Origin of the sequence: Vibrio sp. K4 (genome assembly GCF_051122595.1) — a bacterium.
Classification (GTDB): Bacteria; Pseudomonadota; Gammaproteobacteria; order Enterobacterales; family Vibrionaceae; genus Vibrio; species Vibrio owensii.
The window spans coordinates 1,849,308-1,864,413 of record NZ_CP178577.1 but is presented as its reverse complement, the minus strand read 5'-3'; the positions used below and the strand labels follow the sequence as shown (position 1 = coordinate 1,864,413).

Annotated in this window: 12 protein-coding genes; 5 read left to right on the top strand and 7 right to left on the bottom strand. The window is 43.6% G+C overall.

The features are described from left to right. Window positions 1-498 carry a response regulator gene (locus tag ACLIIY_RS08390; protein WP_434528517.1) on the bottom strand — a complete coding sequence of 166 codons (498 nt, stop codon included), beginning with the start codon at window positions 496-498 and terminating at the stop codon, window positions 1-3. Continuing rightward, window positions 495-2,435, bottom strand: a complete 1,941-nt coding sequence (locus tag ACLIIY_RS08385) for an ATP-binding protein (RefSeq protein ID WP_434528516.1) — start codon at window positions 2,433-2,435, stop codon at window positions 495-497. Before ACLIIY_RS08385 ends, ACLIIY_RS08390 begins: the two co-directional genes overlap by 4 nt. Window positions 2,436-2,620: 185 nt before the next feature. Between ACLIIY_RS08385 and ACLIIY_RS08380 the strand changes: the two genes are divergently transcribed. The 4 genes from ACLIIY_RS08380 (at window position 2,621) to ACLIIY_RS08365 (ending at window position 8,377) form a co-directional block, all read left to right on the top strand. Next, entirely contained in the window at window positions 2,621-3,883 is a 1,263-nt protein-coding gene (locus ACLIIY_RS08380) for a DUF945 family protein (protein ID WP_020194890.1), read from the top strand. Window positions 3,884-4,014: 131 nt separating this feature from the next. Next, window positions 4,015-5,109, top strand: a complete 1,095-nt coding sequence (gene serC, locus ACLIIY_RS08375) for a 3-phosphoserine/phosphohydroxythreonine transaminase (RefSeq protein WP_033006684.1) — start codon at window positions 4,015-4,017, stop codon at window positions 5,107-5,109. Between the two features lie 233 nt (window positions 5,110-5,342). Next, on the top strand, window positions 5,343-6,446 hold the full coding sequence (locus ACLIIY_RS08370; protein WP_009705839.1) for a sugar ABC transporter substrate-binding protein: 1,104 nt from the start codon (window positions 5,343-5,345) through the stop codon (window positions 6,444-6,446). Continuing rightward, on the top strand, window positions 6,443-8,377 hold the full coding sequence (locus ACLIIY_RS08365) for a diguanylate cyclase domain-containing protein (protein WP_434528515.1): 1,935 nt from the start codon (window positions 6,443-6,445) through the stop codon (window positions 8,375-8,377). Before ACLIIY_RS08370 ends, ACLIIY_RS08365 begins: the two co-directional genes overlap by 4 nt. Before the next feature lie 174 nt (window positions 8,378-8,551). Here the strand turns inward: ACLIIY_RS08365 and ACLIIY_RS08360 are convergent, their stop codons facing one another. The 5 genes from ACLIIY_RS08360 to ACLIIY_RS08340 all read right to left on the bottom strand — a co-directional run bounded on the left by ACLIIY_RS08360 (window position 8,552) and on the right by ACLIIY_RS08340 (window position 14,228). Next, window positions 8,552-8,938 carry a hypothetical protein gene (locus tag ACLIIY_RS08360; RefSeq protein ID WP_009705841.1) on the bottom strand — a complete coding sequence of 129 codons (387 nt, stop codon included), beginning with the start codon at window positions 8,936-8,938 and terminating at the stop codon, window positions 8,552-8,554. Window positions 8,939-9,514: 576 nt separating this feature from the next. After that, the gene (locus tag ACLIIY_RS08355; protein WP_027726588.1) at window positions 9,515-10,528 is read right to left on the bottom strand and encodes a helix-turn-helix domain-containing protein; all 1,014 of its coding nucleotides are present in this window, start codon (window positions 10,526-10,528) and stop codon (window positions 9,515-9,517) included. A gap of 574 nt (window positions 10,529-11,102) precedes the next feature. After that, the gene (locus tag ACLIIY_RS08350; protein ID WP_020194885.1) at window positions 11,103-12,050 is read right to left on the bottom strand and encodes a helix-turn-helix domain-containing protein; all 948 of its coding nucleotides are present in this window, start codon (window positions 12,048-12,050) and stop codon (window positions 11,103-11,105) included. A 68-nt stretch (window positions 12,051-12,118) separates the two neighbouring features. Then, window positions 12,119-13,054 (bottom strand): helix-turn-helix domain-containing protein, encoded by a 936-nt coding sequence (locus ACLIIY_RS08345; protein WP_270050636.1) that lies wholly within the window; start codon window positions 13,052-13,054, stop codon window positions 12,119-12,121. 166 nt (window positions 13,055-13,220) lie between these two features. Beyond that, window positions 13,221-14,228 (bottom strand): helix-turn-helix domain-containing protein, encoded by a 1,008-nt coding sequence (locus ACLIIY_RS08340; protein WP_434528514.1) that lies wholly within the window; start codon window positions 14,226-14,228, stop codon window positions 13,221-13,223. 74 nt (window positions 14,229-14,302) lie between these two features. Here ACLIIY_RS08340 and ACLIIY_RS08335 point away from each other — a divergent pair, with 74 nt between their 5' ends. After that, a complete protein-coding gene (locus ACLIIY_RS08335; protein WP_132697556.1) occupies window positions 14,303-15,103 on the top strand; it encodes an EAL domain-containing protein in 801 nt (266 codons plus the stop codon). Window positions 15,104-15,106 lie beyond the last annotated feature (3 nt).

Below are 15,106 nucleotides of genomic sequence, written 5' to 3'. Positions count from 1 at the left end.
TTATTCGCCGAAGCTTGCTCGTCTATCTGCCATGGCGTTAAGAATCGCTTCTGCGTCTAAAATAGAAGTCCAGGATAGGAGATTATCATCGTTTTCTATCATAAAAGCAGTCAGTTGCGAGATAATTGCTTCTCTTAATTCTTCACCTTTCCAAGGTTTTGCAATGTAGTAATCAAGACTGGCGTGGTTAACTGCTTCAACAGTGTCTTCAAGCCCTGCTTGTCCGGTAAGGAGTACTTTTCGAGCGGATTGAGTGTCACCATTTTGACTGAGCTCGATTAAGAAGCTGATGCCCGTTTGTTCCGGCATGATGTGGTCACACAGAATCAAGGCGAGCTGAATGCTATCTTCCGCCATTTCTTCAATCACTTGTTTCGCTTCCGTAACAGATTCCGCGCCTTCGACCACAAAGTTATCTTCAAATGGCATCAAATCCTGAAGGACACTATCCAAGACTTCTCTTTCATCATCCACACATAAAATCAGATATTTAGTCATGCTTCATCTCCTTCTTGAGTGATAGGTAACCAGACGGTCATGCAAGTGAAATGGTTGAGCTCAGATTCCACTTCTATCCAGCCTTTATGGCCCGCCATGATTTGTTGGCAGATAGAAAGTCCGATTCCTAAACCGAAATTACCTTCTTTCTTCGTTGTAAAGTTGAGTTCAAAAATGGCTTTTTGTTGTGATTCTGGAATGCCGCATCCGTTGTCTTTGAATGAGATGACGGCATAAGTTTGACTGTCTTTCTCGATCAATCTCGACTGAATCACCAATTCCCCTTTGTCTGGGAAAGCATCAATCGCGTTGGAGATAAGATTGGTCCACACTTGTTGTAGCGCAATTGGCTGACAAAGGGTGTTTGGTAGCTCAGCATAATCGGTCGTGACCTTGTGCATTTTGAGTTTGTTTTCAAAGATCACCAACGTATCTTCTATGCCTTCATGCAGATCCGCATAATGCAAACTCTCATCATCAGAGCGGGCGTAGCCCTTCAAGCTTTTCACCATGTCAGCAATCCGAGCGGCGCATACATTTATTGAGCGCAGAGAGGCACCAACTTGGTGATACTGTTCTAGGGTTCCCAAGGCGTGCAAGGATTCGGTTTTTTGACGGTTGAGCTGCGCTATCAAGGCTTGGTCAGATTCGAGTCCGAGATTAACGACTTTCTTAGCGAGCGCTCTGTCGGGTAGGTCGGTGCTTAGTTGTTTCACTCGCTCCCGTAGCTCGGCCGTAGAAGCGGGTTTGACGCGTTGGGCTTTGGTCAATAAGGCAACGCCTTTTTCTTGAATGTCATGGCTAGGAAGCTCTTTAAGCAGATTCTCTAACGTTAGCGTCAGGTTTTCTACACCCCGCAAAATTGCCGCAATAGGGTTGTTCAGCTCATGAGCGACCCCAGCGACAAGCTGGCCAAGCATTGCCATCTTTTCACGCTCGATTAATTGCTGGTGGGCGGATTCTAATGACTCTAAGGTTTTTTGCAGTTGTAGCTTGGTATTAATGCTGCGCTGCAAACGTCGGTTGAAATGGCGCAACAACAAGTTAGTAAACAAAGGCAGCAAATTTGAATCGCTCTGCATTACTTTACGAAAGACTTTTCTATCCAGCTTGATCACTTCGGTTTTGGTGAGCGTTAAGGCTGTCGAGAATGAACTTTCTCCAGTAACAAACGACATGCCGCCAACAATGTTACCTTTCGAATGTCGAACCACTTCGCGCTGCATACCAAGCTCGTCGCGTTTGTAGAGTGCCACTTCACCGCTGGTAATAAACCACAAGAAGCTGTTTGGTTCGCCTTCTACCGTGAGCAAGTGTTCTGGTGAGTAGGTACGGCAAGCTTTGGTATCGTCATTTTGTTCAAAGAAATGTTGCAGAGCACTGATGACTTGTTCTGCCAGTTCTCCGTCGGAAAGGGCGTGATAGTCGTTTAGGAAACCAGCTTGGTAGTTACTCATCTGATTTTCGATGTGCGCACGAAGCAACTTGTGCTGGTCGAGAATTTGACTATAGCTGAGTAAGTCTTCTCTGTCGTAACGCAGAATAAATTGGGTGAGCTCTTTCTGTGCTGTATTGAAAAGAACCTTGTCAGGGAGTGGCTTAGTTAAGCAATGGTCGAGTCTGCCTTCGTTGACGGCGGTTAAAATGGCTTCAATATCTGAAGAACAGCTGATCAGTATTTTGCGCGCTTGTTCAGTATGAGGTTTGCGATCCAAGCCAATAAGGAAATCGACGCCGTTAAAATGTGCGTGATGACTGGCAATAACGAGTGCCACTTTTTGCTCTCTTTCTTCGAGATATTCGAGAGCGCTCTGTGCTTCTTCTATCGATTCCACAGAGAGAATATCAAACTTACTTGAGAAGGCTGACAACTCCAATCGAAACTGTTCGGCACTGATTGGATTGTTGTCGAGGCACAATACAGCGTAACGGTTCACAGCGGTTTGAGCTCCGGTTAAAACTTGGCACTAACAACATATCAATTAAATGTAAGAATGGGTGGGAGCTGGGTATTATTCTCGATTAATGAACTAAAATAACCATCAATAGTCTGATATATCTCAATGTTTTATCCGCTTTGGGTTTGGGTTAGACTGAGCACAAATACTCAATAAGTGACGTTATGGAAAATCTAAAAAAAATCGGTGCCATTGGTGGCGCTATTTCTCTTGCGCTATGTTGGCCGCTAGCGGTTGGTCAGATTGGTCAAACTATCATTGAAGATGGCATCGCCAACATGAACGATGAAATGGTCAAAGGTGAAATCGTGGAATATGACCGCGGTTACCTGTCTTCAGTCGTTCTGACGCGTTACACCGTTGTCGACCCAGAAATCAAAGCGCAGCTTGAGCGCGATGGTCTGCCGACTGCATTTGATGTAACCAGTGACGTGACTCATGGTTTAACAAGCCTAAGTGCTGACTCTAAATTGGTGGATGCTGACTTCTTGCCACTGACGATGCACAGCAAAACCCAGTTGAACGGCAACACCGATTTTACGTTGGATCTTGCTAGCTGGAATTACCAGAATGATGCTCAAGGTATGCACCTTTCTTCAAGCCCTGCTCAAGTGAAAGGTAATGTAACGGTACTGGGTGATTTGAACTACCAAGTGTCGATTCCTTCGGTACAAATTGATTTTGAAAATGGCGAAGAGATTCACCTAACAGAGCTAAAAGGTGAAGGCAAAGGTAAGCAAGCAAAAGGTTACTGGCTTGGTGAGCAGTCTTTCTCACTACAAAAGTTAGATATCGTGGATGCGCAACTTGCTCCTATGTTCCTGATTGAGAACGCAAGCTACAGCGGCAATACCTCGCTTAACGAAGCGGGCGATAAGCTGAGCACGAAACTGGTGCTGGATGCGAAGCAAATGCGTTTAACAGATGGCACAGACGTTGATAACTTTAAGTTGGATTTTGCTATTGGCGATGTAGACAGCAAATCCTTTGATGAAATCATGTCAATTTACCAAAGCTCGCCAATGCTGGATGAGCAAGAAGTTCAAAAACTATTGCCACACATTGATACGTTGTTTAGCAAAGGCTTCAACCTATCTGTGAATGAATTGTCTTTGGCATTTGGTGAAGGTAAGTTCCGTAATGAATGGCAATTGTCTGTGCCTCAAGGTACTGACCACATCACTCAAGACCCAATGAAGTTGATGACGGCGACAAATGGTTCTCTAAACACCTACTTCTCGGATGAACTCGTGGATCTTTACCCATTCATTCAAGAAAGTGTGGATGAGCTGATGGTGATGGAGCTTATCCAGAAAAAAGACAAAGGTTATGAACTAAAAGCGCAAATTTCTGATGGGAAATTGAAGTTCGAAAACGGACAAGAGTTTCCTTTAATCGCACTGCTTATGCCAGCCTTGATGCAATAGAGAAGTTTACAAAGTAAGTTTTTAGCTTTTTCAGTTTAAAAAGAGGTCGTAAGACCTCTTTTGTTGTTTTTATCCCTGCAAAAACGTGATATTAATTTCGTAATCTTTACTTAGCAGGAGCAATGAGCATCATGGAACAAAATACGGACAACGTATTTAACTTCAGTGCAGGGCCAGCAGGTCTGCCAAAAGCAGTCATGCAGCAAGCACAAAAGGAGCTAATCAACTGGCAAGGTCTTGGCACTTCAGTGATGGAAATCAGTCACCGAAGCAAAGAGTTCATCAAGGTTGCAGAAGAAGCAGAGCAAGACCTTCGTGATCTTCTGAACATCCCAGACAACTACAAAGTACTGTTTTGCCAAGGTGGTGCTCGTGCTCAATTTGCCGCTGTTCCACTTAACCTTTTAGGCGATGCGGAAACTGCGACTTATATTGATGGCGGTTACTGGGCAGAAAGCGCAGTAGCAGAAGCGAAAAAGTACTGTGAACCAGACGTCTTCAACGCAAAGACTGTCATCGACGGCAAAGCAGCTGTATTGCCAGCGGCAGAATGGAAAATTTCTCCTGACGCGGCTTACGTGCATTTCTGCCCAAACGAAACCATTGACGGTATTGAAATTAACGATATGCCGGTGACGGACAAACCAATCGTTGCTGATATGTCTTCAACCATTCTTTCTCGTGAAATCGATGTCTCGAAATACGGCGTGATTTACGCGGGTGCGCAGAAGAATATTGGTCCTTCAGGTATCGCTATTGCGATCGTTCGTGATGATCTGCTTGGTCTAGCGAAAGAAGTACTACCAAGCATTTTGGATTACAAAGTGTTGGCAGAGAAAGAGTCAATGTTCAACACGCCGCCGACGTTTGCTTGGTACCTGTCTGGCCTCGTATTCAAGTGGCTGAAAGCGCAAGGCGGCGTAAAAGCGATTGAACAAGTAAACCGTGATAAAGCCGCGCTGCTTTATGATTACATTGACCAATCAGACTTCTACCGCAATGGTGTGCATTCTGCGAACCGTTCTCTAATGAACGTACCATTCCAACTTGCTAAGCCTGAGCTAGACGGAACGTTCTTAGAATTAGCAGACGCGAAAGGTCTGAAAGCGCTAAAAGGTCACCGCGCGGTTGGCGGTATGCGTGCTTCTATCTACAACGCAATGCCACTAGAAGGTGTACAGGCCCTTGTCGACTTTATGCGAGAGTTCGAGCAAGAATACGCTTAATCGCGACCTGTGATACAATCTTTCAAAGCGTCGCATTAGCGGCGCTTTTTACTTTCTGCAGAATCGCTATTTTCTAATGGAAGCACACGCACATTTCCAAATGGCGATTTTGAACAACCATCCGCTGTTCGCTATCTTTGTAACATCATCAATTTTCGAGAAATCTAGTGAGAAACCTCTGTCTGACATTTCTGCTGTGCTTATCTTCCTTTGTAAATGCACAAGAGATCCAAGTGTGGAGCGGTATTGAGTACTCAACCGTTGCTGAGATCCAAGAGCGATTTGAGGCAGAGACGGGCAACAAGCTAGCGATTCGTGAGTTTGACGTAAACAACATTCGCTCAGAGCTGTTATTAGCGAAACAGACAGGGATTACGGTACCAGATGTGATTTGGGTGCCTTCAGATTTTCTAGGGCTACACGATTATTTCGATTTGGCTAAAATCCCTTCGAGCTGGATTGATGAAAAGAGTATTGAGCCAAAAGCGCTAGAGCTGGTCTCGGTTGACGGAGCCATTTATGGTGTGCCTCTTGGATTGGGCAATCACCTTGTGTTGTACGTGAACACAAAGCTAACCAAAGATCTTGAACCGACGTGGGAAGAGCTGCTTGAAGAGGCTGAGCAGGGAAGAACGACGCTCGCGATGCAATATCCGAATATGTATTTTTTGATGTCGTTTGTCCCAATGTTTTCTGACCATCGCTCGAAACCGGTCACAGACATTGACGTTGGTGCTTTAGCTGCTGCGCTGAAGTTCTATGGTGAGCTTCCTGTCGTGGGCGTTTTAAAAGGCGAATACGGCCAAGATCAGGCACGACAGCAGTTTATCGATGGTGAAGTGGCGTACTTAATTGATGGTGACTGGGCGTTAGGGGAGCTTAAACAACACTTTTCAAAAGAGCTGAAAATCAGCGGCTTGCCGACTTACAACAACCATCACATGCATTCGTTAAGTGGTGGCAAAGTGTTGGCGTTTAATGCTGAAGCAATGGCAAACCCAGACAAACGCCAAGCCATGCGAACCTTAGCAACGATTGTACAGAAACCTGAGTTCATCGAAGACGTTATCATCAACCAGAATCTGATTTCGACCAACCGCTCAATCAATCGTAAATGGTATGACGCAGACAGCACTTACTACAGCGATCTCTATACTCAGTTGAACCCAGCTTATGTTATGCCGAGTACTGTCGAAATGGCGGTGACATGGGAAGCGTTGATTCGTGGCTACAAACGCTTCCGCGCAGGCATGCCTGCTGAATCCGCAGCAGAGTTTGTGGTGGATTTCATCCAAAAACACTCTCAGCATATCCATAAACGTAGGAAGTCATCATGATAAGTTTACGTAACATCCTAACTTTGATTGTGGTGCTAGGCTCTTTGCTTCCTGCTTATTGGGTCGGGACTAGTATGATCGAAAAACACCAAGAAGATCTGCTGGTGGAGAAAGAGATCAAGCTTGTTAATACCAATCAAGGTATCAAGAAAACAGTGACGGAAGATCTGACGTTCGTCGCGAACTTAACACGTTGGTACTCCAAAGACCGTTTGTTGGTTCAAGGCATGGATAACGTGCTGTATTCAAGCATCATCTGGCAGATGATCGAAACGTTTGAAGAATTGGCCGTTAACGTCAGTACTACTTACATCATCGACAAAAACTGGCAGCCAATGTACGAAAGCAATGGCTCCGTTTACCACTTAGAAACCAGCAAACTGCTAAACAAAATACGCGCCGCTAACGATGTTTATAAACAGGGTAAAATGTTCCACACCACCTACTTTGATGAAGGATTAGTTTTAGATGGGGGACAAAGTGGTATTGCCTTCGTTAGTCCGCTTTTGCCGTATACGCTGTTGCCTGGATCAGAGTACGAGCCGCAAGGTTATTTGGTGGTGTTGGTTTCGTACCAAGATTTGATTCGTATCTCTCAACCTTTTCTCTATGCACAAGAGAGCGTGAACTTCCACTATGGTGACATCAACAAGCTAAAGACGGATAACTCTCGCCATGTGAGTGAGATAGAGGTGAACAACAGTAACTTTGTAGAGCCGCTTGAAGTCACTATGGTGCACACTGTTTCTGACGCTGTGCGTAACCAAGACCTTATGCGTTCGAAGCAACAGCTGCTCAATATTATCATCGCGACGCTCATTGTGACTCTGTGCTTTGCGATCGTCGCGAGCCGCTGGTTGACTCAACCTATCAGGAAGATGGAGCGGGTGGTACGTAGCTTTAAAAACAACAAGCGTCCGGATCTTCAACCTAAGCAGTTCCAGTTTAAAGAGTTTAGGCAATTGATGAGATTGCTCGACTCGTTGTGGCTTCAATTGACCAATCACATGGATGAATTGGAGATCAGAAACCAAGCGCTGCGAAAGGCAAACCTACAAGTCCAAGAAACCAACGCACAGTTAGCAAACTTTAACCAAGAGCTAGAGCATCGCGTTGATGAACAAACAGCAGAGTTACGTGCGAACTTGACCCGAGAAGAAGCGCACCAAGCTAAATTGATGACCTTGATTAATTTCACCACCAGCCACGCGGGAGTGGGGTATCACGCCATACCGGAAGTGATCAATTCAGGTTTGATCAAGCTATTCCCTGATTCAGATATGCGCTTTAGCTTTGAGAAACCGGATTGTGAACGCGTCAAAACGATGCGCTCATCAACGGGTTCTGAGCTAGGTTATTTCGACTACGGCACTTATTCGATGAACGAAGAGGAAGGCATCCTTCTAGAGCTATTCAAGAAGCAGCTCTACTCTTGGCTTGAATTGGAAGAGTTCGCTCGTCGAGATAAATTATCCAAAAGCTTTAACCGAAAAGCGTTTGATGAAGACTATGAGTATGCGCGCCAGTCTGTTGCTCAGGGGCGTTGGCATAGGATGTCGATTCTTATCATCGATATTAACGGATTGAAGACGTTGAATGATACCTACGGGCACGATCGTGGTGATCTGTTAATTGCTAAATCCACTCAACTGATTAAGACAGTACTTCAAGGTAAGCACGCCCTGTATCGGATTGGTGGCGATGAGTTTGCGGTGATTGCACAAGATATGAATGCCGAAGCATTAGATGAACTGATTTCAGCTTTGGAAGCATCTCAGCAAGACAAATGGATAGAGCTATCAGGGCAAAACCGTCACCCAGTTCAGTTCTCAGTTGGCGGCGCATCGAGTGAGTCAGTGGCGTTGGAAAATCTGTTCTCCATCGCAGATGAGGCCATGTACGAGAAAAAACGTGCGTTCTACCAAAAGTAAACCGCTATCAGAGTAGGGCATAGAGAGCCGAGTCTATTGATCTAGCGTTACTCACCTGAATATAAAAAAGCCCTTGCTGTTCATGCAGCAAGGGCTTTTTATTTGAATATGTTAGCAGTCATTGTGCATCTGAGCCCTAGCTGTTGCTTTGGGGGCTCTTTACATCATGTACCTCTACTTTAAATGCAGGGTTAGCGGCTTTGAGACTGCGATAGATTCAATCGGTGAAGCGTCATCAAGTGGGTAAGAAATGCTAGAGCTAATAATGCCTGCATTGTAGAGGCAGTACACAAGATCCAATTTGATGTTGTTCTGCTCTAACTCCACACCCGTAAATACCGAACCGCAATCCGAGATCTCGGTAAGGTTCACCGCCTTTTGCAACGATATTTTTAGTAGACGATCTTCTGCGTCGTAGCTAAACGCTCTTACTGCAAAATCATCAATGTCGATAATGGACTGATTTTCCTCGTCAGTATCAAGAAAAATTGGATTTACTTTGTCCCTGTATCGGATTGAGAGCGTTCCGTGCAAATCAAATGGGTAGCGAATCTTTTTCATGCGTTTCACCTGTGAATAAACGTATAGCACTTTAACGTTTCATCTTAACGACTATGAAGCTTGATAAGATAGCATTTACAAATTGATACATACCCCTATTGCTAAGTATGGGTATATTCAATGAGTTGCGTTTGTTTTTTGTACGATACGCTGTCGATTGAGCAGTGATACCTAATGAGTTCTCAACGCGGATATGCACGGATTAAATGCTCTAACTTAATCAATCCTAAGCATATTATAAAAAGCTAAACTGTTATCTGCCTACGTAATGCAGCAAATAGGATTTAGAATGGAAACCAATAAGTCAGAGCGTTCAGTTTTTGGTTCAAGTTTCTAGCTAAAGTTTCTAGCTCTAGTTTCTTAGTAATACGCTCTGGATACGTTACCGTTGAACTCGTTGATGGCCGTATGCGTGATGTAAGGTCGAAAACTAAATGCGGGTGACGTGGATAATAAAAAGGCCAATCACAACAGGTAAGGAGGGAGAGTCTGCTGTTATTGACCTTTTGATGAACAGTATCGTTCAAGCACAGAGCGGGGCAGCTGAATGCCGAAACTTTCGTTCTTTGTCGCTAATTAACAAATGCAGTCAGGGTGTTCCGTACAGGTGTCACACTGGCGGTGAGTGCAAACGCCGCAACAAGTGAGCAAGTAGAGAAACTCGGGCTGCGTGAACAGTTCACTGGTTTCAATATACATGATCGCTCTGGTGTAACGCTTAGACCCGACTTTAATCGCACCAACTGGGTTTTCACCTTCGTAAGCGGCGACACTAAAGCCCATTTTGAGCATAACATCGACAGAACTCTTGAGTGTGACACTCGCGTAATAGTGATGAATATGCGCATTTTGAGCCAAAAAGGTAAATTCAGTGTGTAACTGCCTTCGGAAAACACGTTCATTCTTCGAGTGTTGACTGATGGCGTAGTAAGAATATACCCCTTTATCTTTCAGCGGTTTGGTGAGTCTTAGGTCAATGACATCGATCGGTAAGCGGTTCTTCTTTACTCGATCAATTTCATTCTCTAACGTTGGCTCGGTAAAAAACATGCCAATGTTATGTCCTACTAACTCTCCTCGAGAAAGATACTTGTAAGCAATTGCGCGACCATCCTTTTGGTATTCCACCAAATCGATAGTAGCTAAGTTGTGCTTAATGTTGAGCGACTTCAATTGATTGTGGAAGTTGTTCAAACTGTGAATGAACTCTTGTTCATTACTTTGGCTGAGCTCTTCCTCTTCAATATTATTGTGCTCTACCGGACACGGAGTATTGTAATCAATCCCCGAGATGATCGACATCGCGTCCTGGTAGCGTTGCTTCAACGACAGTTCAAATTGCTCAACTTCATCCTTTAAAGATGAGTCTAATCCCAAACTGCACAGATAAGGCAGCAAGTTGTTTTCAAACGCTCGTAGGACTCTTACTCGACGGCTTAAGCTTGGTTGAGTAATGCCCCGTTCCCATCGACTGAAAGTGACACAGTCTATATTAGCTAAATCACCACCTAATAGATTTAACCTTATCGATGCTTGCTCCTGAGTTAACCCTAATGTGGTTCTTATTGCTTTTAGATAACTCCCGAACACTTTACTTTCCCCCATAGGTTTAAAACATGTCCATAGCTAATTCTTATTTTTCGTTTAAGTTATGTGCATGACATTCCTCTGCCAAATATGTCAATTGTTGGAAATGTTATTCCATTTACTTACGACCCTTTAAAATTGACTTGGCTTATAGGAGGTTGAAAATGCATTAATATTTATGTTGTGTTTGATCATAAATATCATGCAAATCATATTGTGTTTGTTATTAAATTGAGAAGGCATTGTGCTTATTAAGTCGATTGAAGATGCCTAGTGATGGCCAATACTGTCCTAAAATAGATGAAAATAGCCTTGTAATTACAGTCTTTTTTAGTACTTGGTCACGTAGGTTGATGAAATTTATACAATTATACGTTCGGTAAATCATTTTTTGCTGTTATCTTAAAAATGAGAAAGGTTCACGGGAAAGAACATATTTCATATGAGTATATTAGATATAAATATAAGGTCCTTTCTTCACTGAATTTATTATTTATCGATTAGTGCCAATGCACTAATAGGCGCCGTAAGTGAATTTACGGCGCTTAATATATTTCAGGAATGCCTTATTTAGCGTTTAACGTTTTGCAGTATTTGCTTGGTGTTGATGGAGTAGATATATCATTGAAGGCTGTGCAAGAAGTACGGCTGTATCCACTTTGAGTAAGCATTTGCGGTAAGACGTTTTGCCTATGGTCACTGACCCCGCCTTGTCCGGCGTGTCATAAGCGACTTTCTCAGCCCCCAAGCTCACTAAATAATCGGTAAATTGATTATCGAACGCATAATAGTACAACTCGGTGATATTGGAACGTCCTGCCAAGTAATCCACCAACGTAGGATGCAGCATCATAAAGACTTGTTCGCTGGCGGCATATCGGCTCAAGCAACATAGTGCCATGCCTCGGTTTTCTGAGTAAGCGCGAGCTTGGCTAAACGGCAAGGTTTGGCTTGGGTTATGAAAATGAGCGTCCAAATCTTCAATCCGGAAAAGGAACGAAATCGAGTGCCCACGCACTTTGTTCGTCTCGCTGTCTTTGTAGACTTTGGCGATTAACTTATCGTCATTGTGCATCGCCACGTAATCGAGATCGAACATCCCTGGGTAATGCGCGTCTGAATTGAGAAAGAAGTTTTTTAAGCGAGCCAGATCGGCATCAACATGCTCAGTGAAAAGCGTCTCTTCAATGATCTCAACTTCTTTACTCGGTTTTAGTTCTTCGTATCCCGATGTTAGGAGCATTGCTCGTTGTGAGTGAAAGCGGTCGTATAAGATGTCATCAAGCATGGTGCCATTTTCTGGAGACGGAATGGACAACAAAAATGGCTTTAAGTCCAATGCGAGTTCACGAAGTACTCGGATCGCTTTAACCGCGTTTGGTGATGTCGTGTTTCTTTCCCATCGACTGATCGTTACAGAGTCGATAGAGGCAAACTCTGGGTTTGCGAGGTTGAGCTTTGTGGCAAGTTCCCTTTGCGTCAAGTTGAGCTGATTTCTCAACTGTTTTAAATAGTCTCCAAACATACACTTACCTTGTTTTTATTATGGAAAGGAAGCCAAAACTAATTGGCTTCTTACACTAGGGTAGTTGATTATTGAGGATATTGTCTTTTGAGAAGGAGGAGCAACTCAGGGCGTGTCAGCCAAATCGCACTGTCGAGTTTAAGTAAACAGCGCATGTACTTTTCTGCACCGATTTTGACGATGCCTTGTTCGCTCGGTGCGTCGAAAGCCACTTTTTCGGCGCCGATCCCAATCATATAGTCTGCCGTGAGTTTATCGATGGCATAGTAGTAAAGGTCTTGAACATTCGCGTGAGTCGCGAGGTAGTCAATACCGGTTTGATGGTCAATCCAAAAGGTAGGCTCATCAGAGCAAAAATGGGTTAACGTACAGATTGCCATCTTTTTGTTGCTTGAATAGGCTTTGGTCTTTTTTATCGGGATCTTAAGAAACGGCGAACAATAATAGTCTTCTAAATCGTCGGTATGGAAGAAGAAAGACAACGAATGCCCCAGCAATCGTCCAGATAGTTTATCGAGATACTTCTTGCCGTAAATCTTATGATCTTGCTGATATTGGTACAGGTCGACGTCAAACAAGGTGTCGTGCTCAATGCCAATTCCACTCAAGAAGTTCTTCAAACCCGCTTCGTATTTTTCCCCTCTGGATTCAAACAGTGGTGCCTCAAGCACATTACATGCTTCAACCTCTTGGTTTGATTGATACGAAGTATTCATCAAGACATCTTTAGGAGAATGGTAACGCTCTTTCAGATAGTGATTAATCTGAGTCTTGTCCTCATCAATCTCTATGGAGAGAAGGTAGGGCCTTAGATCGTTGGTAAGGGTTCTGAGTACTTTAACCGCTTTAACCGGATTCGGTGCGGTAGTATTGCGCTCCCAACGACTGACCGTTACAGAGTCGATAGAGGCGAACTCTGGGTCTGCTAAGTTAAGTTTTACCGCAAGTTCCTTTTGCGTAAGATTTCCCTCGATCCTAAGCTGTTTCAGGTAATCCCCGAACATACATTGCCCTCATAATAACTTGAATCGTGTTTCTTACACGTGCCTACATTAATTGTAGAAACTATTTTTATGCTAGGCAGTGTCGCGTTCAATCATGTCAATAATATGTCTGGATTTGGTTATATCCTGTTCATCTATATAAGAAAGAAGTGACACTTATTAATAATTATTCGCGTTTTAGAAGCTCAATGATCTCTGGTCTGGATAACCAGATAGCGCTATCAATTCGGTATAAACAGCGTTTAAAAGATTGATTGCCAATTTTTACAATGCCGTTTTCATCGGGTGTATCAAAAGCAATTTTCTCTGCATCTAAGCTATTCATATAATTGACTGACCAGTGGTCAACAGCATAAAAGTACATATCATGAATGTTGGCATGTGAGGCAACGTATTTCGCACCAAATGCACTGTTTTGCCAAAATACAGATTCTATTGATGAATAACGAGAGATGGTACAAACCGCCATGGCTCGGCTCGTGGAATAAGGGCGAGCTTGCTGCAATGGCACTGGATAAAATGGCGATGAGAAATACTGATGTAATTCGTTAGCATCAAATAAAAACGAGATACTATGGCCCAGAATTTCTTTACTTTCTTCATCCGTGTATTTGCGAGCGACCATTTTGTTATCGAGCTGATATTGGTACAAATCGATGTCGAATAGCGCTTTGTTATCGAGCGACAAACTATTAAAAAAGTGTTTTAGGCTAGTTAGGTAATCATCCTGATCGCTTTCTAACAGCTGACTTTCCGTAATCGCATTGCATTTCGATTGTGTGTCATAAGAGCTGCTCATTAATGTTGCCCAAGGCGACTTAAATCGATATTCAACAATCTCTTCGAATATGCCTTTTCCTGATTCAGATGGCAGCGTGATGAGAAAGGGCATTAAGTCAGTGGTGAGTACTCTCAGGATCCTGATGGCTTTTACCGTCGTTGGAGCCGTCGTTCCTCTTTCCCAGCGGCTAATAGTTACTGGGTCAATCGAGGCGAAATCTGTGCTCGCGAGGTTCAGTTTGGTCGCGAGTTCTTTTTGTGTCAGTCCAATCTCTTCCCTGAGTTGTTTTAAGTATTCCCCGAACATCAATTTCCTCGCATTTTTTGTTCTGTAATAGGTTATTGATTGCTCTGTCATTATAGGAGTCGCATAGCAAAGCTCAAGCAAACCCATTTTTCGATGCCTACTATTGTGTATTACGTTCCCTTAATCTTTATATTAGAGATCTATTGTTAACGGTAAGACCCATGAAAAATTCAACGAGGGAGGATGAATGTAAAACGGTCTTTGCGGATATTCGTAAAGGCGCTTTCTATCCCATCTTTCAACCAATCTATGGATTGCAGCACGGCCACAAAATTGGTGCTGAAGTGCTAACGCGATGGAATACGCCAAGATGTATCGAAAAATCTTTCCGTTGTATCGAGGAAGAAGGGTACGCCAATTTTTTTACTAAACGATTATTCAAAAAGCTTTCAACGTGTTTGGATGAGCTTCCTGAATCGATTGGCTTCATTTCGGTAAATATTCCACCTTCTTATCTTTCCAGTCTGTCTTTTTTTGCCGATGTGTTGCCCTTATTGAACGCATGTAAGCGTATGGGAAGCACGTTATGGCTTGAACTGACCGAGCAAACGCAGTATCCAACAGAGGTGTGCGATAAGTTGATGTTTAAGATCAACTTACAACTATGCCAAAATTTGGGAGTAAAAATTGCGCTGGACGATTTTGGTCGAGACAATCATAAGAATGAATCCATCATTCGATATGTATCGCCAGATGTGGTGAAGCTCGATCGAAGCTTACTCAGAAGGCAAGGGATTCAATATGAGAAGTTCTGGCAACGTTTGGCGTCTTGGAAGCACCAATACAAATTTGATTTGGTTGCCGAAGGGATTGAAACATCCGATGAACTGAACTTCATGCAAAGTTTGGATGTGAGCTATGCGCAGGGTTATTACTTGCACAGACCAAGTATGGTCTCGGATTTATGCCCAACACTCTCTAAGCCCAGCTCAAACCATGGCTCATCGGCGATGTGGGCATAACAT

Excerpts from the sequence above, each read along its gene's own strand:
- ACLIIY_RS08345 (WP_270050636.1), bottom strand. The coding sequence starts at position 13,054 with ATGTTCGGGGATTACCTGAAACAGCTTAGGATCGAGGGAAATCTTACG.
- ACLIIY_RS08340 (WP_434528514.1), bottom strand. The coding sequence starts at position 14,228 with ATGGGTTTGCTTGAGCTTTGCTATGCGACTCCTATAATGACAGAGCAA.
- ACLIIY_RS08350 (WP_020194885.1), bottom strand. The coding sequence starts at position 12,050 with ATGTTTGGAGACTATTTAAAACAGTTGAGAAATCAGCTCAACTTGACG.
- ACLIIY_RS08335 (WP_132697556.1), top strand. The coding sequence starts at position 14,303 with ATGAAAAATTCAACGAGGGAGGATGAATGTAAAACGGTCTTTGCGGAT.
- ACLIIY_RS08390 (WP_434528517.1), bottom strand. The coding sequence starts at position 498 with ATGACTAAATATCTGATTTTATGTGTGGATGATGAAAGAGAAGTCTTG.
- ACLIIY_RS08365 (WP_434528515.1), top strand. The coding sequence starts at position 6,443 with ATGATAAGTTTACGTAACATCCTAACTTTGATTGTGGTGCTAGGCTCT.
- serC (WP_033006684.1), top strand. The coding sequence starts at position 4,015 with ATGGAACAAAATACGGACAACGTATTTAACTTCAGTGCAGGGCCAGCA.
- ACLIIY_RS08380 (WP_020194890.1), top strand. The coding sequence starts at position 2,621 with ATGGAAAATCTAAAAAAAATCGGTGCCATTGGTGGCGCTATTTCTCTT.
- ACLIIY_RS08360 (WP_009705841.1), bottom strand. The coding sequence starts at position 8,938 with ATGAAAAAGATTCGCTACCCATTTGATTTGCACGGAACGCTCTCAATC.